The sequence below is a fragment of the Methylobacterium sp. HMF5984 genome (assembly GCF_045033435.1).
In the GTDB taxonomy this organism is placed as follows: Bacteria; Pseudomonadota; Alphaproteobacteria; order Rhizobiales; family Beijerinckiaceae; genus Methylobacterium.
Map to the genome: position 1 here is coordinate 3350445 of NZ_JBJFLN010000001.1, position 23037 is coordinate 3373481.

Below are 23037 nucleotides of genomic sequence, written 5' to 3' on the forward strand. Positions count from 1 at the left end.
ACAGCGCATCGACACGGCGGCCGCGGCTCCTGCCGCGGCCGTCTTTTTTCGTACTCCAGTCCTGCCTCGTCTGCTCGACGACCCGGTGCCGGACCGCAGAAGACCATGGCTCAGAAACCCAACCCGAACGGCCCCACCCAGCGCCAGCAGCGCGTCGCCGAGCTCGTGCGCCACGCGCTGGCCGAGGTGCTCCAGCGCGGCGACATCCAGGATCCGGTCCTCGGCACCCACGTGGTGACCGTGCCGGAAGTTCGGATGTCGCCCGACCTCAAGCTCGCTACCGCCTACGTGATGCCGCTCGGCGGCATGGACGAGGCGCCGGTGATCGCCGCGCTCGAGCGCAACCGCAAGGCGCTCCGGCAGGAGGTGGCCCGGCGGGTGAACCTCAAATTCGCCCCCGAGCTGCGCTTCCTGCGCGACGACACGTTCGACGAGGCCGCGCGGATCGACGCGCTGCTGCGCAACGAGCGCGTCCAGCGCGACCTCGACAAGGGAGCGCCGGACGAGGACGACGCGGAGGTCGGCGGGGGGCGCTCGTGAGGGCCGGCCCCGACCCGATCGAAGACGCCATCGCGGCGCGGCACCGGCAGGAGGGCGCGCACCGATCCAGATTCCGTTTCGCCGATTGACGTAAAAAAGCATGATGCCGACTGAGGTTTCCATGAACGACGTCCCGACCTCCGAGCATCCGGTCTCCGCGCCCGAGATGCCGTCTTCGGGCGAGCGCCGCAGCGAGGAGGGCCGTCGCCCGTCCCGCGGCGGTCCGCGGCCCGACCGGCCGAAGAAGCGCGACGTGTCGGGCTGGGTCATCCTCGACAAGGGCGTCGGCATGACCTCGACGCACGCGGTCGCGGTGGTGAAGCGCGCCTTCAACGCCAAGAAGGCGGGGCATGCCGGCACCCTCGATCCGCTGGCATCCGGGATCCTGCCGATCGCGCTCGGCGAGGCCACCAAGACCGTCCCCTTCGTGATGGACGGCCGCAAGGCCTACCGCTTCACCGTGAGCTGGGGCATCGAGACCGACACCGACGACGCCGAGGGCCGCCCGGTGGCGACGAGCGAGGACCGCCCGACCCGCGCGGCGGTCGAGGCCGCCCTGCCGAGCTTCGTCGGCGCGATCGAGCAGGTGCCGCCGCGCTACTCGGCGATCAAGATCCAGGGCGAGCGCGCCTACGACCTCGCCCGCGACGGCGAGGTGGTCGAGCTGGTGGCGCGTCCCGTCCAGATTGATCGCCTCGCGGTGGTCGAGCACGAGACCGACCGCACGGTGATCGAGGCCGAGTGCGGCAAGGGCACCTACGTCCGGGCGCTCGCGCGCGACCTCGGGCGCATGCTCGGCTGCCGCGGCCACGTCTCGGCCCTGCGCCGCACCCGGGTCGGGCCGTTCGCGGAGGCCGATTCCTGCAACGTCGCCGGGCTCGACGCCGCCGGGCCCGAGGGCAGCCTCGCCCACCTGATGCCGGTCGAGACCGCCCTCGACGCGATCCCCTCCGTCTCGGTCTCGCGCGACATGGCGATGCGCCTGATGCGCGGCCAGTCGGTGATCCTGCGCGGCCGCGACGCGCCGGTCGAGGGCAAGATCTTCGCGACCTGCGGCGGCATCCTCGTCGCGGTGGGCGACGTCGAGCGCGGCGAGCTGGTGCCCCACCGGGTGTTCCACCTCGGCGGAACGGCCGCCGGCCGGGCATCCTGACGTCGATGGCGTGAACCGGGGCGGTGTGGTTTGCGCCTCTTCCCTCCCCCCCGCAGAGGGGGGAGGGAAAGCGCGGATGGAATAACCGTCGGTGATGCTACTCTCCGCGGTCCACCTTCGCCGCCGCGCGGTCCCGCCGGATGCTGCGCCTGAGCGCGACGAGCTGCCAGATCGCCAGCCCGAGGGCGAGCGCGAAGACCAGCCCGATGTCGAAGGCGGCGAAGAGCGGGTCGCTCACGCCGGCTCGCGCCCCGTCGCCTCACGCTCGCGCAACGCCTCGATCATCTCGAGCACCCGCACCGCCTGGCCCGGGATGTCCCACCAGGGGCGGGCCAAGGGCGTGCGCGTCGGCACGGCCTCGATGAGGTAGGCGGTCTCGGGCAGGCTCGGCGCGTCGCGCTCGGTGCCGCCACCGAGCGGCAGCGCGGCGCGGGCGAGCAGCTGCAGCTTGCGCCCCGCCCCGACGCGGGCGCGCCGGGTGACGCTGTCGAACCCGTTCCGGACGATCTCCGTACCGATCTCGGCATAGATCAGGCGCGCGGCCCGGATCGCCGGACGGCAGGCGAGCGGCAGGCCGCCGATGCCGGCCTCCGAGCGGGCGTAGAGCACGTCCGCGGCGGCGAGCAGCCGGGCGACCACGTCGCGCAGCGCGTCCGTCGCGACCGGCTCGGCCAGGAACGCGTCCGGATCGATGCCGGCCTCGTCGAGCCAGTCGAGCGGCAGGTAGAGGCGGCCGGCCCGCGCATCCTCGCCGACGTCGCGGGCGATGTTGGTGAGCTGCATCGCCACGCCGAGGTCGCAGGCCCGCGCCAGCACGTCGGCATCGCGCACGCCCATGATCAGCGTCATCGTCGCGCCGACGGAGGCCGCGACGCGGGCGGCGTAGGCGCAGAGCGCGCTCAAGGTCGCGTAGCGCCGCCCTTCGGAGTCCCAGGCGAGGCCTTCGAGCAACGCCGCCGGCAGCGCCTGCGGGATCGCGTGGTCGGCGACGACGTCGGCGAGCGCCCGGTCGGCGGCATGGTCGGCGGGGTGGCCGGCATGGATGCGCGCGAGCCGCGCATCGAGCCGAAGCACCGCCCCGGGCGCCGCGCCGGCCTCCGCGTCGTCGACGAGATCGTCCGACAACCGGCAGAAGGCGTAGAGCCCGTAGGCCGCGCGCCGGACGCGCGGCGGCAGCAGGTGTGCGGCGGCGTAGAAGCTGCGCGACCCCGCCCGGATCGCGGCGCGGCAGGCGGCGTGGTCGGCCTCCGACGCGTGCGACGAGGCCGGGCGCAGGGCGGCCAGGAACGCGGCCGGGAGAGACTCAGGCGAAGACGCGCGCATCGGGAACCACCGTATCGAGGACGCGGGCCGTGGACAGGACGCCGGGCAGGCCGGCGCCGGGATGGGTTCCGGCGCCGACGAGGAACAGGTTGCGCACGTCTTCCGACGCGTTGTGCGGACGGAACCACGCCGATTGCGTCAACACCGGCTCCAGCCCGAAGCCGGAGCCGCGGAAGCTCAGGAAATCGTCTCGGAAATCCTGCGGCGTCGTCACCTTCGAGGTGATGAGCTCGGCCGAGAGGCCCGGCAGCACGGTCGCCTCGAGGGACGCCTCGATGCGCCGGCGGTAGGGCTCGGCGAGCGCCGCCCAATCCTGGCCGCCGGCGAGGTTCGGCACCGGCGAGAGCACGTAGAACGCGTCGCATCCCGGCGGCGCCAGCATCGGGTCGGTCTCGGTCGGCCGGTGGAGATAGAGCGAGAAGTCGTCGGCGAGGTGCTTCCTGCGGAAGATGTCGTCGATCAGCGCGCGGTAGCGCGGCCCCATCAGGATGGTGTGGTGGGCGACGTCCGGATATTTCCGCTTCGTTCCGAAGTACCAGACGAACAGGCCCATGGAGGAATGGGCCTTGTCGACCTTGCGATCGGTCCAGCGCCGTCTGGCCGATGCCGGGACCAGATTGCGGTAGGTGTGGGCGGAATCGGCGTTCGAGACGACGATGTCGGCGGCGATCGTCGTGCCGTCGGCCAGGCGCACGCCGGTGGCCGCGCCGCAGGCGACGGTGATCTCGGCGACCTCCGCGTCGCAGCGCAGGGTGCCCCCCTGCCCCGCGATCAGGCCGACGAGGCCGTTGACGAGGCGGCCGGTGCCGCCCATGGCGAAGTGCACGCCCCAGCGCCGCTCGAGATGGGCGATCAGGCAGTAGATCGCGCTCGCCCGGAACGGGCTGCCGCCGATCAGCAGCGGGTGGAAGCTGAAGATGGTCCGCAGGCGCTCGTCGCGGATGTACTTCGCCACCACGTCGTAGACGCTGCGGTGGCCGCCGAGCCGCACGAGGTCCGGCGCGATCCGCAGCATGTCCCGGATGCGGCCGAAGGGCACGTGGCCGAGCTCTTCGAAGCCGACGCGGAAGATGGCCTCGCTCTGCGCCATGAAGCGCTCGTAGCCGGCGACGTCGGCGGGCGAGAACTTGGCGACCTCCGCCCGCATGGCGGCCAGGTCGCCGGAATAGTCGAAGGTGGCGCCGTCGTCGAACCGGATGCGGTAGTAGGGCCGCATCGGCACCAGGGTGACGTCGTCCGCCATGCGCCGCCCGCACAGCGTCCACAGTTCCTCGAACAGGAACGGCGCGGTAACGATGGTCGGGCCGGCGTCGAAGGTGAAGCCGTCCTGCCGGTGGACGCGGGCCCGCCCGCCCGGCTTGTCGAGCCGTTCCAGCACCGTGACCCGGTAGCCGCGGGCACCGAGGCGGATCGCGGCGGCGAGCCCGCCGAAACCGCTGCCCACGACGACGGCGTGGGGCCGGCGATCCGCATGTGTCAACGGTACCGACGCATCGAGTGTCAACATGGTTTGACACTAAGGTCGATTGCCGACCTCAGGCAAGGGCCTTTCTGAGGCTCGGGCGGACCGCGGCGCCTCGGCTGCGGTCAGGGCGTCGAACTCCGCGAGGATCGCCGCAGTGACGCGCTCGGGCGCTTCCTCGTGCGCGAGGTGGCCGAGGCCGCGCATCAGCTCGACGTGGGCATCGGGCAGGCGGTCGCGCACCGCGAAGGCGGTGTCGGGCGCGATCGCCTTGTCGTCGGAGCCGACGACGAGCAGCGTGCGGACGCCGAGCCGCGGCAGCGCGCGGTCAAGGGCGTCGAGGTTCCAGTTCGCCATCATGCCGAGCGCTCCGGCGACGTGGGCGGGCTTCCGGAACAGGCGGCGATAGAGGTCGAGCCCGACGGGGTCGATGCGCGAGCCGGTGCCCTGGATCAGCCGCTGCACCGCGGCGCGGTCCGCCGTCCAGGCGAAGATCTTCGGCGTCATCCGATTGAGGAACAGCATCCGCGCCATGCTTGGGAACAGGATCGAGGCAAGACCTGGGAACGGCTTGAGGGCGCCGTTCAGCGCCACCAGCAGCCTCGGCGATAGCCGCGCGTCGAGGCAGGTCCGGGCCAGGATCGCGGCGCCCGCCGAATGGCCGACCGCCACGACCGGCCTCACGTCGAGCTGCGTCGTCAGGTCGGCCAGGGCGGACGCCATGCCGGGAAGCGACAGGCGGCCGGCCGGCAGCGGATCGGTGAAGCCGTGGCCGGGCAGGTCCGGCGCGATCACGCGGAAGCGCCCGGCCAAGGCCGGCATCAGCCCGCGCCAGGAATGCGTCGCCGCGCCCGTCCCGTGGACGAGGAGCAGCACGGGGGCGTCGGCCGGCCCCATCGCCTGCACGTGCCAGCGCAGGCCGGAAGCCTCGACGAAGCGGCTGGCGTCGCGATGCGGCCAGTCGCGCCCGTCGCGCTCCCAGTCCGGGCGGTCCTCGGACATGCGTGTCATGGTTTCCTGAAGGACCTGGTTTCCTGAAGGACCTGCCGATGCGAGCCGTCACGCCGCCGCGCCCGCCGCCCGCACCGCGGCGCTGAGCTTGCGGGCGTCGGCCTGCGGCAACGGGAGATAGCGGGCGCCCATCGCCTCGGCCAGGGCGCGCGCCGAATCCTGCGGGCGCGGCGCGGTGTCGATCAGGATCGCGGAGAACGCCGCCGCGCGGAAGCGCCGGGCCGCGGCGAGCGCGTCCTCGGCGGCGCGCGGCCGGCCCGGTGCGCCGGCGCGGTCGACGTTGGCGCGCCCGTCGGTGAGCAGCACGACGACCGGGGTGCCGCCGCCGCGGCGGACGGCGAGCGCCACGTCGGCCGCCGCATCGAGCCCCGCGGCCAGCGGCGTGCCGCCGCCGCCGGGCAGCTCGGCGAGCTCGCGCTTGGCCCGCACCAGCGAGCGGGTCGGCGGCAGCACGAGCTCGGCCGCCCGGCCGCGGAAGGCGACGAGCGCCACCCGGTCGCGGCGGACATAGGCCTCGGCCAGCAGCAGCTCGATCGCCCCCTTCGCCTCGGCGAGCCGCTCGATCGCCGCCGAGCCGGAGGCGTCGACCGCGAAGATCGTCGTGCTCTCGGTCCGCTGGCGAAAGCGCGTGATCCGAAAATCCTCCGGCCGCACCAGGATCGCCCGGGCGTCGCCCGCTTCGGCCTCGGATCGCCGGAGGGCCTGCCACGGGGCGGCGGCGCGCAGGGTCGCCAGCAGCGCCAGGCGCCCGCGGCGCGGGTCGCCGGGGCGCGTGCCGATCGGCCGGCCCTGCCGCGCGGCGGAGGCGGCGGCCCCGGCCCTGCCCGCCTTGCCGCCGCGCGCCGGCGCCTGCCCGGCGGCCAACGCCGCGAGCAGGCCGGGCGGGATCGCCGCGCGTGCCGCCGCGAGCACGACGTCGTCGAGATTCGGCGATTCGGCCTGCTGCTCCGAGCCCGCCGCGTCCCCGTCGGGCTCCGGCGGGTTCTCCTCCTGCGGCGATCCGCGATCGTCGGGGGGCGGTTCGGAGGCTTCGGCGGGTTGCTCGGGAACCGGCATCCGCGTCGCCCGCGGGCCGAGCACGAGGGCGGCTGCCTCGACGAGATCTCGTTCCGCGAGCCCATCCCGTCCGTCGCGGGCGGCGATCAGCCGGGCGATCCGCACGGCGAGCAACGGCCCGCGCAGGGACGTCACGCCGAGGGCATCCGCGGCGGCGCAAAGCGCAGGGATGGCGTCGGACGCGTCGTCCGGTTCAGGCGTGGGTCGGGAGCGGTCGGGAGCGGTCGCGCCTCTCCCCACCTCCTCTTCCCTGCCGAAGAGCCCGCGCGCCTTCCCTCCCCCCGACGGATCTCGGGCCTGCCCGAGATCCGCACCCTGTGTGCCCAAGTCGGGCAGGCCCGACTTGGGTGCGGGGGAGGGTGGGCCTCGCGTGAGCGAGGGTCGGGAGAGGGGAGCGCGCTGTCCGGAAGCGTCGCTCCCCTCTCCCGACCCGCTTCGCGGGCCACCCTCCCCCGCAGAGGGGGGAGGGAAAAGCGGTTCCTGCGATCGCCGTTCGGGGTGGGCGGATGCGAAAGCCGTTCCAGAAGAATGGCGTTCTGCGGAACGCGCCCGTCGCAACCCCCGAAGGTCCGCCGCGTCATGCCCGGGCGGAGCATCCTCGATCTCCCGCAGCCCGAAGGCGCGCAGATCCACGTCGAAGGCGAGGCGCTCGGTGAGCGCGCTCGGCGGCGCCTCGTCGTCGAGCCCCTCGTCGAGCAGCACCAGGCCGAAGCGGGCGGGCCGCGTCTCGCAGAAACCGTCGCGCGCGACCGTGATCGTGCCGGTGTCGAGCGCCGCGGCGAGACGAGCCGCCGTGCCGGGCGACAGGCGCTCGGCCATCGGCACGACGACGAGGCCGCCGTCGGCCTCGGCCAGGAGGCCCGCCTGGGCCACCGGGCGGCCGGCCGACAGGGTCGCGGCGAGGTCGAGGCCGCCGAGCAGGCGGTCGTCGCCGATGCCGGGCGGGCAGCGCCGGACGGGGGTGCCGGGCGCGAGGCGGTCCGTCAGGTGCCGCAGCCACGCCTCGCGGACCGGGCCCGGCCCGGCGCGCAGGCGGATGCCGACGCAGGCCTGCGGATCGGCCGCCAGCAGCGAAGCGGCGCGGAGCGCCTCGGCCCAGCGGCCCTCGCCGGGCGCGAGCGTCACGCCAGCACGTCGGCGACCGCCCGCGCCACGCGGGCGGTGGAGCCGGCCTCGTCGAGCGGGTTGCGGCGCAGGCGATGGCGCAGCGCCGCCGGCGCGATCCGGCGGACATGGTCGATCGTCACGTCGTCCGCGCCGTCGAGCGCCGCCAGCGCGCGGGCGGTGCGCATCAGGGTGAGCTCGCCGCGCAGGCCGTCGGTGCCGAGCGCCACGCAGAGCCTCGCGCAGGCCTCCAGCACCGCGTCGGGGATCGTCACGGCACTCAGCCGTTCGCGGGCGAGCGTGATCTGCTTGGCCTGCGCCCGCTCGGCCTTGGCGTAGGTGGCGCAGAACGCTTCCGGATCGCGCTCGTAGGCGTCGCGGCGGCGGACCACGTCGATGCGGGTCGCGATGTCGGTGGGCGTCGCCACCTCGACGGCGAGGCCGAACCGGTCGAGGAGCTGCGGCCGCAGCTCGCCCTCCTCCGGGTTGCCGGAGCCGACGAGCACGAAGCGCGCCGGGTGGCGGATCGACAGGCCCTCGCGCTCGACGGTGTTGACCCCGGAGGCCGCCACGTCGAGCAGCAGGTCGACGAGGTGGTCCTCCAGCAGGTTGACCTCGTCGATGTACAGGAAGCCGCGGTTGGCCCGCGCCAGCAGCCCAGGCTCGAACGCCTTCTCGCCGAGCGCCAGCGCCCGCTGCAGGTCGAGCGCGCCGACCACCCGGTCCTCGGTGGCTCCGAGCGGCAGGTCGACCACCGGCACCGGCACGAGCGCGCTCTTGCGCTCCGCCTGGCCACGGCAATGCGGGCACGATTCGGCGGGTGCGGCCGGATCGCAGGCATAGGGGCAGCCGACGACCGCGCGCATCCGCGGCAGCAGACCGGCCAGCGCCCGGATCGCGGTGGACTTGCCGGTGCCGCGATCCCCGAACACCAGCACGCCCCCCACCGACGGATCGACCGCCGCGATCAGCAGCGCCCGACGCATCTCGTCCTGGGCGACGATGGCGGTGAAGGGGAAGGTGGTCACGCGCTGGGGCACTCGCGATTGCGAAGAGGTTGTCACGCCGATCCGTGGCTGGGGAGGTGCGGCGCGATCGGCGCGATCGGCGCGATCGAGAATGGCACCCTGGCCTTCGAAACGCACGGGCAGTTCCCTTCTTCCGATGCGACTCGTCAGGGCCGCACGTTATGCAGGGTCAGGCGCGGGTCCCCTCTCCCCATGGAAGAGGGGGCCCCGCAGTGCTTCGGACGCACCATCCGGCGCCGTCACGCAGAGGCGTCGGAATTCGGTAGGGCCCGAGGACGCGGAGAAACTCGCCGCACGGATTGTCGGCGGCGTGTCCCCTACTCCGCCGCCACCCGCTCCAGCCCGATCCGGCCCCAGATCGCGGCCAGCGCCCCGACGAGGTGGTCGATGTCGGCGTCCGTGTGCAGGGGCGACGGGGTGATGCGCAGGCGCTCGGTGCCGCGGGCGACGGTCGGGTAGTTGATCGGCTGCACGTAGATGCCGAACTCGTCGAGCAGGGTGTCGGAGATCGCCTTGCACAGCACCGGATCGCAGACCATCACCGGGACGATGTGGCTGTCGTTGGGCAGGGTGGGGATGCCGGCGGCGTCCAGGCGCTCGCGCACCCGCTGCACCCGCTCCTGGTGCCGTGCGCGCTCGATGTTGCTCCGCTTGAGGTGGCGGATGCTGGCGGCCGCGCCCGCCGCCACCGCCGGCGGCAGCGAGGTGGTGAAGATGAAGCCCGAGGCGAAGCTGCGGACGAAGTCGCACAGCGTCTCGTTCGCGGTGATGTAGCCGCCATGCACCGCGAAGGCCTTGCCCAGCGTGCCCTCGATCACGTCGAGGCGGTGGGCCAGCCCCATGCGCTCCGAGATGCCGCCGCCGCGCGCGCCGTAGAGGCCGACGGCGTGGACCTCGTCGAGGTAGGTGAGCGCGCCGTGCGCCTCGGCCACGTCGCAGATCTCGTCGATCGGCGCGATGTCGCCGTCCATCGAGTAGACCGATTCGAAGGCCACGAGCTTCGGCCTGCCGGGCTCGATCATCCGCAGCTTGCGGTCGAGGTCCTCCGGGTCGTTGTGGCGGAAGATCTGGCGCTCGGCGCGCGACGCCCGGATGCCCTCGATCATCGAGGCGTGGTTCTCGGAATCCGAGAGGATGACGCAGCCGGGCAGCTTGGCGCCGAGGGTGCCGAGCGCCGCCCAGTTCGAGACGTAGCCGGAGGTGAACAGCAGGGCAGCCCCCTTGCCGTGGAGGTCGGCGAGTTCGCGCTCCAGCAGCACGTGGTAGTGGTTGGTGCCGGAGATGTTGCGGGTGCCGCCCGCGCCCGCGCCGCAGCGGTCGAGCGCCGCGTGCATGGCGGCGAGCACGTCCGGGTGCTGGCCCATCCCGAGATAGTCGTTCGAGCACCAGACCGTGACGGGCTTCTCGCCCTCGGGGCTGTGATGGGTCGCGTGCGGGAAGCGCCCGGCCTGACGTTCGAGATCGGTGAAGACGCGGTAGCGCCCCTCCCGGTGCAGGTTCTGAAGCTCGGCGCCGAAGAACGCGTCGTAATCCATCGCTCGTCTCCCCGTCCTCGTTTCGATCGCGCGGGTTCTCCCGCGTCAGGCTGCGTCGCGCCGGGCCGGCTCGGCCGGCGCCTGTGTCGGTCCGGCCGCGGCGGAGGCCGCGAGCTTCACCTTTGTCGGGACGGCCGCGACCTTCGGCGGGAGGCTCCAGTTCCAGAGGGCGGCCGCGGGGAGCGGCAGCATCAGGAACCAGTGCTCGAGGGTCGCCAGGCCCATCAGCGTGGTGAGGATGGTGAAGCCGACCATCGCGTGCGGCGTGATCGGCTCGGCGAGCGCCGCCTGGCCGAGCAGCACGACGATCACGGTGGCGACGCTGACCGACACCGGGAACAGCAGGTTCATCGGCCGCTTCGTCAGGTAGCAGCCGAGATAGGCCAGATGGTCGGGCAGGAACTCGGCGTTGAGGTTGCGCACCCCGAGGAACAGGTTGAGCCGGGCGCTAAGGTTCATCCCCCACAGCACGCAGTAGGTCCACAGGGCCAATCTTTGCGGGGTGTTCCAGGTGAGCGCCAGGATCGCCAGCGCGCCGAGAACGATGGCGAATTCGTGCCACAGGCTCGTCGCCACCGCCGCCCGGAACTTCTCGACGCCGCGGGCGCCGGGCCGGCAGGCCTCCGGCCGCGGGCCGGTGACGAAGCCCATGTAGTAGCTCATCTCCTGCCAGCCCCAGACCAGCAGCGCGCCGGTGAAGGCGGTGTAGGCCCCCGTCTCGGTCACATCGCCGGCGCTCGTGCCGATCGCGTAGAGCGCCGCCAGCAGCACCGCGGTGCCGGCGGCCATGCTCCACGGGAAGGTGCGGCGCGGCAGATGGTCGAGCAGGATGATCACCCCGGTGGAGAACCACCAGATCGCCACCGCATAGAGGGCCGGGACGGCGTAGGGCGACATCGCCGGCCCGCTACCACACCGGCTCGAGGCGGATGTCGGCGGGCATCGCGTTGTCGAGGGTCGGCAACAGGTAGAGCCTGCCGAAGGTGATCGCGGCCCGCGCCACCTGTACGCCACGCTTCAGCGTGCCGGCGACGCCGCCCTGCGCCCGCGCCTCGGCGATCTTCACCGAGCAGTCGAGCAGGGTGTCGAGCCGCTGCTTGAACTTCGGGTTGTCGAGGTCGAGCGTCAGCGGGAAGGTCTGCTTCGAGATCTCGGAGGTGATGCGGAAGACCGTGAAGTCGTACTCGGACGGGTCGACCCCGAGGGCGGCGTGGAAGGCCGGCCGGCAATGGTCGCGGACGTACATCGTCGCGAACACCGCCAGCAGGAAGAACTTGATCCAGTAGCGGTTCAGCCCCTGCGTCAGCTTCGGGTTGGCGCGCATCAGCAGCGCGAAGGCCTCGCCGTGGCGGAACTCGTCGTTGCACCACTTCTCGAACCACTTGAAGATCGGGTGGATGCGCCGCTCGGGGTGCTTCTCCAGCTCGCGGAAGATGGTGATGTAGCGCGCGTAGCCGATCTTCTCGGACAGGTAGGTTGCGTAGAAGATGAACTTCGGGCGGAAGAACGTGTACTTCTTCGACTTCGTCAGGAAGCCCAGATCGACGCCGATGCCGAAATCCTTCAGCGTGTCGTTGATGAAGCCAGCGTGGCGCGCCTCGTCGCGGCTCATGAAGCCGAACAGCTCCTTGATGTCCTTGTTCTTGGCGCGCTTGCGCATCTCGGCGTAGAGGACGCAGCCCGAGAACTCGGCGGTGATCGACGAGACCAGGAAGTCGAGGAACTCCTTCCGGAGTTCGGGCTCCATCTGCGACAGGTCGCAGTCGAAGTCGGCGTTGCGGGTGAAGTGGCGCTTGTTCGGGTCGGAGCGCAGCTCCTCGATCAGCACGTCCCACTCGGCCCGGACCGGTTCGACGTTCGTGCGGTCGAGCTCCGCGAAATCGGTGGTGTAGAAGCGCGGGCTGAGGAAGGTCGTCTCCTGCGCGGACTTGGTCGATTCGTTGACCGGGCGGGTGGGCAGCGGATGCCTGACGGGAGCGTTCAAAGCTTCCTCCTCTCGCTGAAGCTGACTTCGTAGAGCTCGGTCAGCTCGAGATGGCCGGCGAGCTTGGTCCAGAGCCGCTCGATCCGGCCGGCCCGCGTCACCGTCGCGGTGCGGCGGACGACGAGGCGCTCGCCGTAGGGCACCGAGGTCGGCGCGTCGTGGACCTGCACCTCGTCGCCGGGCTCGATCTCGAAGTCGGCGTCGAGGCTGACATGGGCGTGCAGGCTCTCGGGGGTCTGCTCGATCTCGACGGTGCAGGGCACCTCGACCGTGCGGCGGCCGTTCAGGAATCCGATCATCGCGGGACGCTCACGTCGGGAAGGGCGTTGCCGGGTAGGAGCTTGGCGAAGGCGAGCGCGTTGGTCGGGCCGAAGGCGCCCATGTTGACGCTGCGCCCCGTGGTCTCGTCGATCAGGGCGAGCGAGCCGTCGTCGTAGCGGGTCAGGCGGAACGGCTCGGCCGGGGTCAGGCCGGCGCGCAGGCGGGACTGGCCGAAGCTGCGCAGGGTCGCGCGGACGAAGTTGTCCTGGCCGGGCTCGATGGTCTCGATCAGCCGCGCATCGGCGGCGTCCTCGATCCGGATCGACCCGTCCGGGCGGTCCAGCACGCGCAGGGCGACGGAGGCGACGGGATTCCCGCCGGGGTTTCCGCTGAGGCCGATCCGCTCGGTGCGCCCGACCACCACCGCCAGCATGGTGAAGCCGAGGAGCGCCCCGGCTCCGATCAGTGCGAGCGCCGGGATCGGCCCGCCCTCCGCCACCTCGCCCATCGGCTTCCCTCACCGTCTGCCCGGACCGGTCGTCGGGGCGGCACCGCTCGGTGTCCGGCCACGTCGCCGTTTCCTTGGCTTCACGTTAACCGGTGTCAAGCACGCTTGACAATCCTCATTTTGGATTTTTCGGGCGGGTTTTTCGAGGGGGCCGGCAAAGTCCTGTTCGCGAAAGACTTTTTTGCGAAAAGCGAACGCCCGCCCCGGCGGTTCGGCCGGGACGGGCGGGGTGATGTCTCGTCCGCGCGGCTCCGCGGAGGCTCGGGCCGGTCAGCGCGCTCCGACGGCGACGAGGCGCGGCTTGCGCGCCGCGTTCTGCGGGCGGGCGACGAGCAGCGGCAGCGCGGACTCTTCCTCGGGCGCCCGCGCCGCGACGATCGCCCGGGCGAGGATGGCGGCCACCTCGCCTGCGTTCGGGACGGAGCGGAGCATCGGCTGCGGCTCGGTCACGCGCCAGGGGCGGGCATGCGGCCACAGGTGCAGGTAGGCGACGCGGGTGCCGGCGCTCAGCCGGAGCGGCAGGTCGCCGGTGCCGTCGGCGAAGCTGTGCAGGGCGGCATCCTCCACCTGCGCGAGCGGCAGGTTGAAGGTGACCGGCAGCGCGATGCCGATCCGCATCACCACGCGGTGGTTCGTGATGGTGTAGGTCGTGGTCCAGGAGGCGAGCCAGCCGAGGCCGCCGACGACGGCCAGCGCGGCGGCGCAGGCGGCGAAGGTCGGCCACGAGGCTTCGAGGCCCGCCAGCACCGCGCCGTCGAGGGCCGCCGGCAGGATGGTCCAGGCGGCCAGCACGCCGAACCACAGCACCACGAACCCGCCGTGCATCGGGCGGGCGGCCATGCCGAAGGCGGTCGGCCGGCCCTGCCACAGGATGTGCTCGCCCGGCGGCAGCGCCTCGGGCAGGCCCTCGGGGATCCGGTCGTCGCGGACGGTGTCGTCCGAGGGCGTATCGTGGGTCCGGCGGCCGCTCATAGCAGGGTCTCCGCGCGCTGGGGCGTGGCGTACAGGGTGCCGGCGCCGAAATAGGCGATGATCTTCTCCTCCTCGAGGAGGGTCACCGCGTCGGGGTCGGCGTGGGGCGGGATGTCCGAGAACTGCCGGGCGAGCAGCGCCTCAGTCTTCACGGTGCGCGAGAACCGCCCCGTGCGGCAGAAGGTGACCGGCATCAGCACGCGGCGTCCGCCGGCGCCGAGATCGACCTCGTAGTAGCGGGCGAAGCTTTCGCCGCGGTCGACCCAGATGTCGGACACCGTTCCGGCGATCTGGCTGTCGGCGCCGAACACGCTCATGCCGATCGGGTTGGGGCCGTCCTCGTGGACCATGAAATGCGTCGCGACCCGCAAGGGGACGATCCGCTTCTGGCCGTCGAAGGTGTGGTCGAACGCGTCGTCGCGGCTGACCCAGGAGCCGGGGCCGACATGGGCGAACATCGGGTCGGCGCCGGTCGGCTCCAGCGGGGCGCCCGGCCAGGGCTCGCGCTTGCTGCCGAGGTAGTTGCGGTCGGGCCTGGTGTCGGCCTGCGGCGCCTGCTTGATCTTGCCGTCGGCGAGGTGGAACAGCTTCGGCGTCGGGATCAGGATCGGGTCGGGGCGCTTGAGGGTGCCCGTCACCTCGGCCTCGAGGGGATAGCCCTCGCGCCGGTCCTCGCGCCGGAGCCAGAAGACCAGGCCGAAGAAGAACAGGAAGAAGGCGTACAGGACGATCTGCGCGACGTCGACGTAGCCGGTGAGTGCTCCCGTGGGCAGTGCTCCTGGTGGCATGGCGATCTCCCGAGCTTCAGGTGGAGGAGGTGGACAGGGCGACGCGGGGCCTGCCCCGCGCCGCCGGTTGCGGGCTGCGGTCCCGGACCAGCGGGCCGATCGCGACCAGCGTCGCGAACAGCAGCGCGATCTCGATGTGGTAGACGACGAGGTAGCCGATCGAGGGATCGCTCATGCCCTCGCCGAGCGCCCCCGAGACGGCGAGCGCCGAGCCGACGTCCCGCACGATGCCGCTGCCGGCGATGGCGAGGCCGGCCGCCGACGCCTGGACCGCGCCCCAGGCGCCGAGCGCGAGCCCGGTATCCTCCGGCCCGGCCTTCGCCATGGAGGCGGTGAGCGTGCCGTGGGCGAACAGGCCGCCGCCGCAGCCGATCAGGCTGACGCCGGCCGCGAAGACCTGCGTCGAGCCGAGCGGGGCCGCGAACACGACGCAGGAAAAGGCAAGGATGCCGATCACGGCACCCGCCGCCGCAACCCGGAACGGGTCGCCGCCCCGGTTGAGCCAGCGCGCCGCCGCCAGCAGCCCGAGGCCGCCGCCGGCCGCCAGCATCGCGGTCAGCGCCGTGGTCGCGCCGACCGAGAGGTGCAGGATCTGCCCGCCATAGGGTTCCAGCAGGATGTCCTGCATCGAGAAGGCGGCGGTGCCGAGCCCGGTGGCGACGAGGCGGCGCCGCGCCAGCCCCTGCCCCGCATAGGCCGCCCAGGATTCGGAGAAGCTCGGCTGCGCCGCGTCGCGGGCGCGGTCGGGGTCGCGCGCCTCCTGCTTCCACAGGGCCAGCCCGTTGAGCACGATGGTGACGAGGGCCGTGCCCTGGATCACCTGGATCAGCCGCACCTTCGAGAAGTCGGCGAGCAGCAGGCCGAAGGCGACCGCGCTGACCATCATCCCGACGAGCAGCATGACGCAGAGCAGCGCGACGACCTTGGGCCTTGCATGGGCCGGTGCGAGGTCGGTGGCGAGGGCGAGCCCCACCGTCTGCGTGGTGTGGAGGCCGGCGCCGACCAGGACGAAGGCGAGCGCGGCGGCGACCTGCCCGGCCCACATCGGGCCGGTGGTGTCGCCCGACAGCAGCAGCAGCGCGAACGGCATGATGGCGAGCCCGCCGAACTGCAGCAGCGTGCCGAACCAGATGTAGGGGACGCGGCGCCAGCCGAGCACCGACCGGTGCGTGTCCGAGCGGAAGCCGATCAGCGCCCGCAAGGGGGCGAAGATCAGCGGCAGGGACAGCATCAGCGCGACGACCCAGGCCGGCACCTCCAGCTCCACGATCATGACGCGGTTGAGCGTGCCGATCAGCAGCACCGCGGCCATGCCGACGGTGACCTGGAACAGCGACAGCCGCATCAGCCGCCCGAGCGGCAGCTCCTTCGTCGCCGCGTCGGCGAAGGGGAGGATCGACGGTCCGAGGGCCGCGACGTGCCGGATCAGGCGGAGGCCGAGCTTCATCGGCGGCCCCGCGCCAGCTCGATCGCGTTCGAGAGGTAGAAGCCGCTGTTGACGCGCTGCGTGCGCGTCAGCGCGAACTCGGCCAGCGCCGGCTCCCGGCCGATCCGCTTGGCCAGCGCGCCCAGCGTGATCGGCACGATCGCCGGCGCCCGGTCGGCCCTCGGGAACAGCGTGCCGGCGGCGTGCATCGCGGTGAGCAGGGCGGTGCGGGGCGCCACCGTGAACACCACCGACCCGTCCGTGCGCGCGCCGAGCGCGGCGAGCGCCCGGGCGATGTCGGCGGCGCCGTAATGGATCAGCGAATCCATCGCCACGACGTGGTCGAAGCGGCCGAGGCTCGGATCGAGCATGTCGCCGACCCGGAAGTCGATCGACCCGCCGCCCGCGATCGGCCCGGCGCGCTCGGCCGCGAGGCCGACCAGCGTCGCCGACACGTCGATGGCGACGACCTCGGCGCCGCGGCGCGCGGCCTCCAGGCTGAGCGCCCCGGTGCCGCAGCCGGCATCGAGGATGCGCCGGCCGGTCAGGTCGTCGGGCAGCCAGGACAGAAGCTGAGCCCGCATCGTGTCGCGGCCCGCCCGCACCGTCGCGCGGATCTTCGAGACCGGTGCGTCGGAGGTGAGCCGCGCCCAGGCCTCGACCGCGGTGCGGTCGAAGTAGGTGGTGAGCTGCGAGCGGCGCTCGGCGTAGGATGCGCTGGTCATCACGAGAACCCTCAATCAAATCCCAGGAACTCGAAGAGGTCGCGGTCCTTCATCGGGATCGCGGAGAGCGGCTTGCCGCCGGCGTAGAGGTAGGCGGCCAGCCGCATGTACTCAGCCTTCACGGCCTCCAGCTCCGGCGTCTCGTCCATCTCGAACAGGGTCGACTTCTTCAGGCGCGAGCGCCGCACGACGTCGAGGTCGGGGAAGTGGGCGATGCGCTCCAGGCCGACGGCGGCGTTGAAGCGGTCGATCTCGTCGGTCTTGGCCGAGCGGTTGGCGATGACGCCGCCGAGCCGCACGGGGTAGTTCTTCGCCTTGGCGTGGATCGCGGCGACGATGCGGTTCATCGCGAAGATCGAGTCGAAGTCGTTGGCGGTGACGACCAGCGCCTGTTCGGCGTGCTGGAGCGGCGAGGCGAAGCCGCCGCAGACCACGTCGCCGAGCACGTCGAAGATCACCACGTCGGTGTCCTCCAAGAGGTGATGCTCCTTGAGGAGCTTCACCGTCTGGCCGACGACGTAGCCGCCGCAGCCGGTGCCGGCCGGCGGCCCGCCGGCCTCGACGCACATCACGCCGTTGTAGCCCTCGGCGACGAAGTCCTCGACGCGCAGCTCCTCGGAGTGGAACTGCACCGCCTCCAGCGCATCGATCACGGTGGGCGCCAGGCGCTTGGTGAGGGTGAAGGTCGAGTCGTGCTTCGGGTCGCAGCCGATCTGCAGCACCCGCTTGCCGAGCTTCGAGAAGGCGACCGACAGGTTCGACGAGGTCGTCGACTTGCCGATGCCGCCCTTGCCGTAGACCGCGAAGACCTTCGCCGTCGTGCCGATGGCGACGTCCAGCGAGACCTGGACGCTGCCTTCCGGCTCGCGGCGGGCGGCGACGGGGTTTCGAATCGCGATGTTCATGCCGCAACCTCCGCGGTGATGCCTTCGAGACGGTCCTCGAGCTCCTCCTCGGCGCGGGCGAGCGCGTCGCGCGTCGCCGCATCGGGAGTCCAGAAGCCGCGCTGGTGCGCCTCGATCAGCCGGTGCGCGACCTTGGCCGAGGCGGTGGGGTTGAGGGCGGCCATGCGCGCGCGCATGGCGGGGTCGAGGACGTAGGTCTCGGTGATGCGCTGGTAGATCCAGGGCGCGACGCCGTCGCTCGTGGCCGACCAGCCCATGGTGTTGGTGAGGTGCGCCTCGATCTGGCGCACGCCCTCGTAGCCGTGCCCGAGCATGCCCTCGGTCCATTTCGGGTTGAGCATGCGGGTCCGGGTCTCGAGCGAGACCTGCTCGGAGAGCGAGCGCACGGTGCCTTCGCCGCGGGTCTGGTCGCTGATGAAGATCGGCACCGCGGCGCCGCGGGCCTCGGCCACCGCCCGGCCCATGCCGCCGAGCCCGTCGAAGTAGTGGTCGACGCTCGTGACCCCGACCTCGACCGAATCGAGGTTCTGGTAGGCGAGGTCGACCTTGGCCAGCACGCTGCGCATCAGCGCGCGCTGCGGCGCCGGCTGGCCGGTGCGGCCGTAGGCGAAGCTCTTGCGGCGCGAGAAGGTCTCGGCGATCTCGTCCTCGTCCTCCCAGCGGCCGGACTCGACCAGCCCGTTGACGTTGGCGCCGTAGGTGCCCTCGGCGTTCGAGAACACCCGCAGCGCCGCGGTCTCGAGGTCGATGCCGTGCTCGGCCTGATGCGCGAGGGCGTGCTTGCGGACGAAGTTGCGCTCCACCGGCTCGTCGGCGGTGGCGGCGAGGTAGGAGGCTTCGGCGAGGAGCTTCGTCTGGAGCGGCAGCAGGTCGCGAAAGATGCCGGACAGGGTGACGACCACGTCGATGCGCGGGCGGCCGAGCGTCTCCAGCGGGATCAGGGTCGCGCCGCAGAGCCGGCCGTAGCCGTCGAAGCGCGGCGCCGCGCCGATGAGCGCCAGGGCCTGGGCGATCGGGCCGCCCTCGCTCTTGAGGTTGTCGGTCCCCCACAGCACCAGGGCGACGCTCTCGGGCAGGGCCGCGCCCTCGTCGCGGTGACGGGCGAGGATCCGGGCGACCTGCCGCGCGCCGTCGGCGACCGCGAAGGCCGAGGGCAGGCGGTAGGGATCGAAGCCGTGCAGGTTGCGTCCCGTCGGCAGCACGGCCGGGTTGCGCAGCAGGTCGCCGCCGGCCACCGGCGCGATGAAGCGCCCGTCCAGCGCCTTGAGCAGGCCGGCGACCTCGTGGTCGCGGGCGAGCAGCGCGTCGGTCTCGGCCAGCGACCGGAAGGCGGCGCGGTGGGTCTCGTCGAGGGGCAGGCCCGCGGCGGTGAGCGCCGCGTCGACCCCCTCGCCCGCCACGAGCGCCGCGATCCCGGCCCGTTCCGGCACGAGGCCGGCGGAGGCTTCGGCCAATGCCAGCAGCAGGTCGACCCGCTCCTCGGCCGGCGTGCCCTGCCCCACCACGTGCATCCCGTGCGGGATCAGGGTGTGCTCCAGCTCGTGCACCGCCTGGCCCAGCGCCTGGATGCGGGCGGCGAGGTCGTCCCAGGCCGGCTCGGCCGGCGCGAGGTCGAGGGCGGCGGCCTGCGCCTGGACGAGCTGGCCGAGGTCGCGGCGCTCGGCTTCCGCCTCCGGCTCCAGGGCGCGCCAGCGCTCGATCGAGGCCTTGAGGTCGATCAGCCCACGGTACAGCCCGGCCTGGGCGAGGCTCGGGGTCAGGTAGCTCACCAGCGTCGCGGCCGAGCGGCGCTTGGCGATCATCCCCTCGGAGGGGTTGTTGGCGGCGTAGAGGTAGACGTTCGGCAGCGGCCCGATCAGCCGCTCAGGCCAGCACGATTCGGACAGGCCGGTCTGCTTGCCGGGCATGAATTCGAGCGCGCCGTGGGTGCCGAAATGCAGCACCGCGTCGGCGCGGAAGTCGTCGCGCAGGTAGCGGTAGAAGGCCGAGAAGGCGTGGGTCGGCGCGAAGCCGCGCTCGAACAGCAGGCGCATCGGGTCGCCCTCGTAGCCGAAGCCGGGCTGCACGCCGACGAAGACGTTGCCGAACTGCGCGCCGAGGACGAAGAGGGCCGAACCGTTGCTGTTCTGGCGCCCCGGCGCGGGCCCCCACTGCGCCTCGATCTCGGACAGGTGCCGCTCGCGCCGGACGTGCTCCTCGGCGGGGATGCGGTGGTGGACGTTGGCCGGCGTGCCGTAGCGGGCGGAGTTGCCGGCGAGCACCGCGTTGCGCAGGTCGTCGACCGTGTCGGGCACCGCGACGTCGTAGCCGTCCGCCTTCATCGCCGTCAGGGTGTTGTGCAGCGACTGGTACACCGACAGGAACGCCGCCGTGCCGATCGAGCCGGCGTTCGGCGGGAAGCCGAACAGCACGATCGCCACCTTGCGCGCGGCCCGCGCGGTCCGCCGCAGGGCGACGAGGCGCTCGATGCGGGCGGCGAGCATGTCGGCGCGCTCCGGGTGAACGCGCATGTCGCGGGCGTTCTCGCCCATCGACGCGCCGGAGCGGCCGCCGAACACCATCGGCGCAGTGGCGCCGTCGAGCTCGGGGATCGCGACCATCATCGTGGCCTCGACCGGCGAGAGGCCGCGGTCGGAGCCCTCCCACTGCTCCAGGGTCTGGAACTCCAGCGCGTGGGCGGCGAGGTAGGGCACGTCGAGGTCGGCGAGCGCCGTCTCGGCCGCCGCGGCGTCGTTGTACGCGGGCCCGCCGACCAGCGAGAACCCGGTGAGCGAGACCAGCGCGTCGATGGCCGGCCGGCCGTCGCGGCGGAAGAAGGCGTCCACCGCCGGGCGGTTGTCGAGGCCCGAGGCGAAGGCCGGCACCACCGCGAGGCCGCGGCCTTCGAGCGCCGCGATCACGCCGTCGTAATGGGCGGTGTTCCCGGCCAGCACGTAGGAGCGCATCACCAGCAGGCCGACCCGACCCTTCGCAGGGCCGCTCGAAGGCCCCTTGGGCATGGGGAGCGCGGCGAGCGACTCGCCGATGCGGCCCTTCATGCGCGGGTGGTAGAGGCCGGTCTCGGGATAGCTCAGCGGCGCGGGTGCGGCCGCGATCTCGCGCCAGGCGAGGCGCGGGCCGGCGGCGTAGCGCCCGACCAGGAAGTGCACGAGGTTGGCGATGTTCTCGTCCGAGCCCGAGAGCCAGTATTGCAGGGTGAGGAAGTAGGCGCGCACGTCCTGCGCCGAGCCGGGGATGAAGCGCAGGATCTTCGGCAGCTTGCGGATCATCGCCATCTGGCGGGCGCCGTTGCCCTGGGCGCCCGGCTTGCCGCGCAGCTTCTTCAGGAAGTCAAGGGCGCCGCGCTTGGTGCCGTCCATGTCGAAGCGGTTGAGGCGGGTGGTCTTCACCACCTCGCCGGCCGAGAGGCAGCCGATCATCGCGTCGCAGTGCGGGCGGCGGGCCAGCAGCGCCGGCAGCACGGCGCGGACGTGCTCGTCCATGAACAGCATCGTCGCGAGCACGATGTCGGCCCGGGCGATGTCGGCCTTGCAGGCGGACAGGCTCGCGGGCGCGGTGTCCCACTCGGCGGCGGCGTGGAAGTCGAGGACGAGGCCGGGCATCTCGCTGCGCAGCCGGAGGCGGGCGCGCTCGAGGGCGCTCGCCATGTGGTTGTCCATCGTCACGACGACGATGCGGAGCTCGGGCCGTTCAGCGACCGAAATGCGCTTTGGCATCGTACAAGGTCTCGACGGTGATGAGCGGCAGCGCCCGCTCCCTGGCGAAGGTTTCCGTGTTGGTGCGGGCTTTTCCTCGGACGAAGAACGGGATCTTCCGCAGCTCCTTCTCGGCTTCCACGGCCCAGGTCGGAGCGGTCGGGACGGCGAGCGTCACCGAGGTGACGGGCTCGGGAGCCGGCGGGGCGGGCGCGGGCGCCCCGGCGGGGGCCTTGCCGCCGAGATGGGACGGGGCGCGGTCGTTGAACTCGGGGTCCTCGCGGAACATCCCGAGCAGGTGCTCCTCCAGGCCCATCATCAGCGGGTGGACCCAGGTGTCGAACAGGACGTTGGCGCCCTCGAAGCCCATCTGCGGCGAGTAGCGCGCCGGGAAGTCCTGGACGTGGACCGGCGCCGAGATCACCGCGCAGGGCAGCCCGAGCCGCTTGGCGATGTGACGCTCCATCTGCGTGCCGAGCACCAGCTCGGGGCCGGCCGCCTGGATCGCCGCCTCGACGTCGAGGTAGTCGTCGGAGATCAGCGCCTCGATGCCGTGGAGCGCGGCCTCCGCCCGGACCTCGCGGGCGAACTCGCGGCCGTAGGTGCCGAGGCCGACGACCCGGAACCCGAGCTCGGCCTTCGCGACGCGGGCGGCGGCGATCGCGTGGGTGGCGTCGCCGAAGATGAAGACGCGCTTGCCGGTGAGGTAGGTCGAGTCGACCGAGCGCGAATACCAGGGCGCGCGCGACGGCGCCCCGGCGAGCACCGGCGCCGGGTCGATTCCGGCCAGAGCCGCGACCTCCTCGACGAAGCGGATCGTCGCGCCGACGCCGATCGGCACCGTCTCGACCATCGGCTGGCCGAAGGTCTTCTGCAGATACTGCGCGGCCGCGCGCGCCACCTCCGGGTAGAGCACGACGTTGAAGTCGGCGTCCTTCAGGCGGCCGAGGTCGGCCGGGTTCGCGCCCATCGGCGCCACGACGTTGACGGCGATCCCGAGCCGCCCGAGCAGGCCGGTGATCTCGGCGAGGTCGTCGCGATGGCGGAAGCCCAGCGCCGTCGGCCCGAGGATGTTGCAGGACGGGCGCCGGCCCTCCGGCTTCGGCTCCAGGGACGGCGAGCCGGAAAGCCCGCGGACCAGCCGGTAGAAGGTTTCCGACGCGCCCCAGTTCTCCTTCTTCTGGTAGGCCGGCAGCTCCAGCGCGATCACCGGGATCGGCAGGTTCAGCGCCTTGGCGAGGCCGCCCGGATCGTCCTGGATCAGCTCCGCCGTGCACGAGGCGCCGACGATCATCGCCTGCGGCCGGAAGCGCTCGTAGGCGGCGGCGGCCGCGTCCTTGAAGATCTCGGCGGTGTCGGAACCGAGGTCGCGGGCCTGAAAGGTGGTGTAGGTGACCGGCGGGCGGGCGTCGCGCCGCTCGATCATCGTGAACAGCAGGTCGGCGTAGGTGTCGCCCTGCGGCGCGTGCAGCACGTAGTGCAGCCCCGCCATCGCGGTGGCGACCCGCATGGCGCCGATATGCGGCGGTCCTTCGTAGGTCCAGAGGGTGAGCTGCATCGC

Annotated in this window: 20 protein-coding genes; 2 read left to right on the forward strand and 18 right to left on the reverse strand. The window is 72.5% G+C overall.

Annotation, left to right across the window (positions count from 1 at the left end; translation table 11 throughout):
• Positions 1-105: 105 nt before the first annotated feature.
• On the forward strand, positions 106-540 hold the full coding sequence (rbfA, locus tag ACFZ8E_RS16240) for a 30S ribosome-binding factor RbfA (protein WP_243937447.1): 435 nt from the start codon (positions 106-108) through the stop codon (positions 538-540).
• Positions 541-661: 121 nt separating this feature from the next.
• On the forward strand, positions 662-1693 hold the full coding sequence (gene truB / locus ACFZ8E_RS16245) for a tRNA pseudouridine(55) synthase TruB (RefSeq protein ID WP_147728626.1): 1032 nt from the start codon (positions 662-664) through the stop codon (positions 1691-1693).
• A 97-nt stretch (positions 1694-1790) separates the two neighbouring features.
• Here truB and ACFZ8E_RS16250 read toward each other — a convergent pair whose 3' ends face one another.
• The 18 genes from ACFZ8E_RS16250 to bchB form a co-directional block, all read right to left on the reverse strand.
• Positions 1791-1931: a hypothetical protein gene (locus tag ACFZ8E_RS16250; RefSeq protein WP_405043254.1), complete on the reverse strand. Its 141-nt coding sequence runs from the start codon at positions 1929-1931 to the stop codon at positions 1791-1793.
• A complete protein-coding gene (locus tag ACFZ8E_RS16255; protein WP_147860308.1) occupies positions 1928-3016 on the reverse strand; it encodes a phytoene/squalene synthase family protein in 1089 nt (362 codons plus the stop codon). The genes ACFZ8E_RS16250 and ACFZ8E_RS16255 overlap by 4 nt, the downstream gene beginning before the upstream one ends.
• Entirely contained in the window at positions 2997-4523 is a 1527-nt protein-coding gene (locus tag ACFZ8E_RS16260) for a phytoene desaturase (protein WP_405043255.1), read from the reverse strand. Before ACFZ8E_RS16260 ends, ACFZ8E_RS16255 begins: the two co-directional genes overlap by 20 nt.
• A gap of 9 nt (positions 4524-4532) precedes the next feature.
• Positions 4533-5489: an alpha/beta fold hydrolase BchO gene (gene bchO, locus ACFZ8E_RS16265; RefSeq protein WP_405043256.1), complete on the reverse strand. Its 957-nt coding sequence runs from the start codon at positions 5487-5489 to the stop codon at positions 4533-4535.
• Positions 5490-5537: 48 nt separating this feature from the next.
• Positions 5538-7670 (reverse strand): VWA domain-containing protein, encoded by a 2133-nt coding sequence (locus ACFZ8E_RS16270; RefSeq protein WP_405043258.1) that lies wholly within the window; start codon positions 7668-7670, stop codon positions 5538-5540.
• Positions 7667-8677: a magnesium chelatase ATPase subunit I gene (gene bchI, locus ACFZ8E_RS16275; protein ID WP_243933293.1), complete on the reverse strand. Its 1011-nt coding sequence runs from the start codon at positions 8675-8677 to the stop codon at positions 7667-7669. Before bchI ends, ACFZ8E_RS16270 begins: the two co-directional genes overlap by 4 nt.
• A 317-nt stretch (positions 8678-8994) precedes the next feature.
• Complete coding sequence (gene hemA / locus ACFZ8E_RS16280) at positions 8995-10212, reverse strand: 5-aminolevulinate synthase (RefSeq protein WP_243946981.1); 1218 nt, start codon at positions 10210-10212, stop codon at positions 8995-8997.
• Positions 10213-10257: 45 nt separating this feature from the next.
• Positions 10258-11109: a putative photosynthetic complex assembly protein PuhE gene (gene puhE, locus ACFZ8E_RS16285; protein WP_243946979.1), complete on the reverse strand. Its 852-nt coding sequence runs from the start codon at positions 11107-11109 to the stop codon at positions 10258-10260.
• A 10-nt stretch (positions 11110-11119) separates the two neighbouring features.
• Positions 11120-12172 carry a magnesium-protoporphyrin IX monomethyl ester (oxidative) cyclase gene (gene acsF / locus ACFZ8E_RS16290; protein ID WP_243946999.1) on the reverse strand — a complete coding sequence of 351 codons (1053 nt, stop codon included), beginning with the start codon at positions 12170-12172 and terminating at the stop codon, positions 11120-11122.
• A 20-nt stretch (positions 12173-12192) separates the two neighbouring features.
• Positions 12193-12495 carry a hypothetical protein gene (locus tag ACFZ8E_RS16295; RefSeq protein ID WP_187273562.1) on the reverse strand — a complete coding sequence of 101 codons (303 nt, stop codon included), beginning with the start codon at positions 12493-12495 and terminating at the stop codon, positions 12193-12195.
• Positions 12492-12965 carry a photosynthetic complex assembly protein PuhC gene (gene puhC, locus ACFZ8E_RS16300; protein ID WP_147728029.1) on the reverse strand — a complete coding sequence of 158 codons (474 nt, stop codon included), beginning with the start codon at positions 12963-12965 and terminating at the stop codon, positions 12492-12494. The genes ACFZ8E_RS16295 and puhC overlap by 4 nt, the downstream gene beginning before the upstream one ends.
• Positions 12966-13235: 270 nt before the next feature.
• Positions 13236-13937: a photosynthetic complex putative assembly protein PuhB gene (puhB, locus tag ACFZ8E_RS16305; protein ID WP_243946977.1), complete on the reverse strand. Its 702-nt coding sequence runs from the start codon at positions 13935-13937 to the stop codon at positions 13236-13238.
• Positions 13934-14710 carry a photosynthetic reaction center subunit H gene (gene puhA / locus ACFZ8E_RS16310; RefSeq protein WP_147728032.1) on the reverse strand — a complete coding sequence of 259 codons (777 nt, stop codon included), beginning with the start codon at positions 14708-14710 and terminating at the stop codon, positions 13934-13936. Before puhA ends, puhB begins: the two co-directional genes overlap by 4 nt.
• 31 nt (positions 14711-14741) lie before the next feature.
• The gene (locus tag ACFZ8E_RS16315) at positions 14742-16172 is read right to left on the reverse strand and encodes a BCD family MFS transporter (protein WP_243946973.1); all 1431 of its coding nucleotides are present in this window, start codon (positions 16170-16172) and stop codon (positions 14742-14744) included.
• Positions 16169-16876 carry a magnesium protoporphyrin IX methyltransferase gene (gene bchM, locus ACFZ8E_RS16320; RefSeq protein ID WP_147727571.1) on the reverse strand — a complete coding sequence of 236 codons (708 nt, stop codon included), beginning with the start codon at positions 16874-16876 and terminating at the stop codon, positions 16169-16171. Before bchM ends, ACFZ8E_RS16315 begins: the two co-directional genes overlap by 4 nt.
• An 11-nt stretch (positions 16877-16887) precedes the next feature.
• Complete coding sequence (gene bchL, locus ACFZ8E_RS16325; RefSeq protein ID WP_147727570.1) at positions 16888-17781, reverse strand: ferredoxin:protochlorophyllide reductase (ATP-dependent) iron-sulfur ATP-binding protein; 894 nt, start codon at positions 17779-17781, stop codon at positions 16888-16890.
• Positions 17778-21497, reverse strand: coding sequence for a magnesium chelatase subunit H (locus ACFZ8E_RS16330; RefSeq protein WP_405043259.1), 3720 nt, complete (start codon positions 21495-21497; stop codon positions 17778-17780). The genes bchL and ACFZ8E_RS16330 overlap by 4 nt, the downstream gene beginning before the upstream one ends.
• Positions 21472-23034: a ferredoxin:protochlorophyllide reductase (ATP-dependent) subunit B gene (gene bchB, locus ACFZ8E_RS16335; RefSeq protein WP_405043260.1), complete on the reverse strand. Its 1563-nt coding sequence runs from the start codon at positions 23032-23034 to the stop codon at positions 21472-21474. Before bchB ends, ACFZ8E_RS16330 begins: the two co-directional genes overlap by 26 nt.
• Positions 23035-23037: the final 3 nt, after the last annotated feature.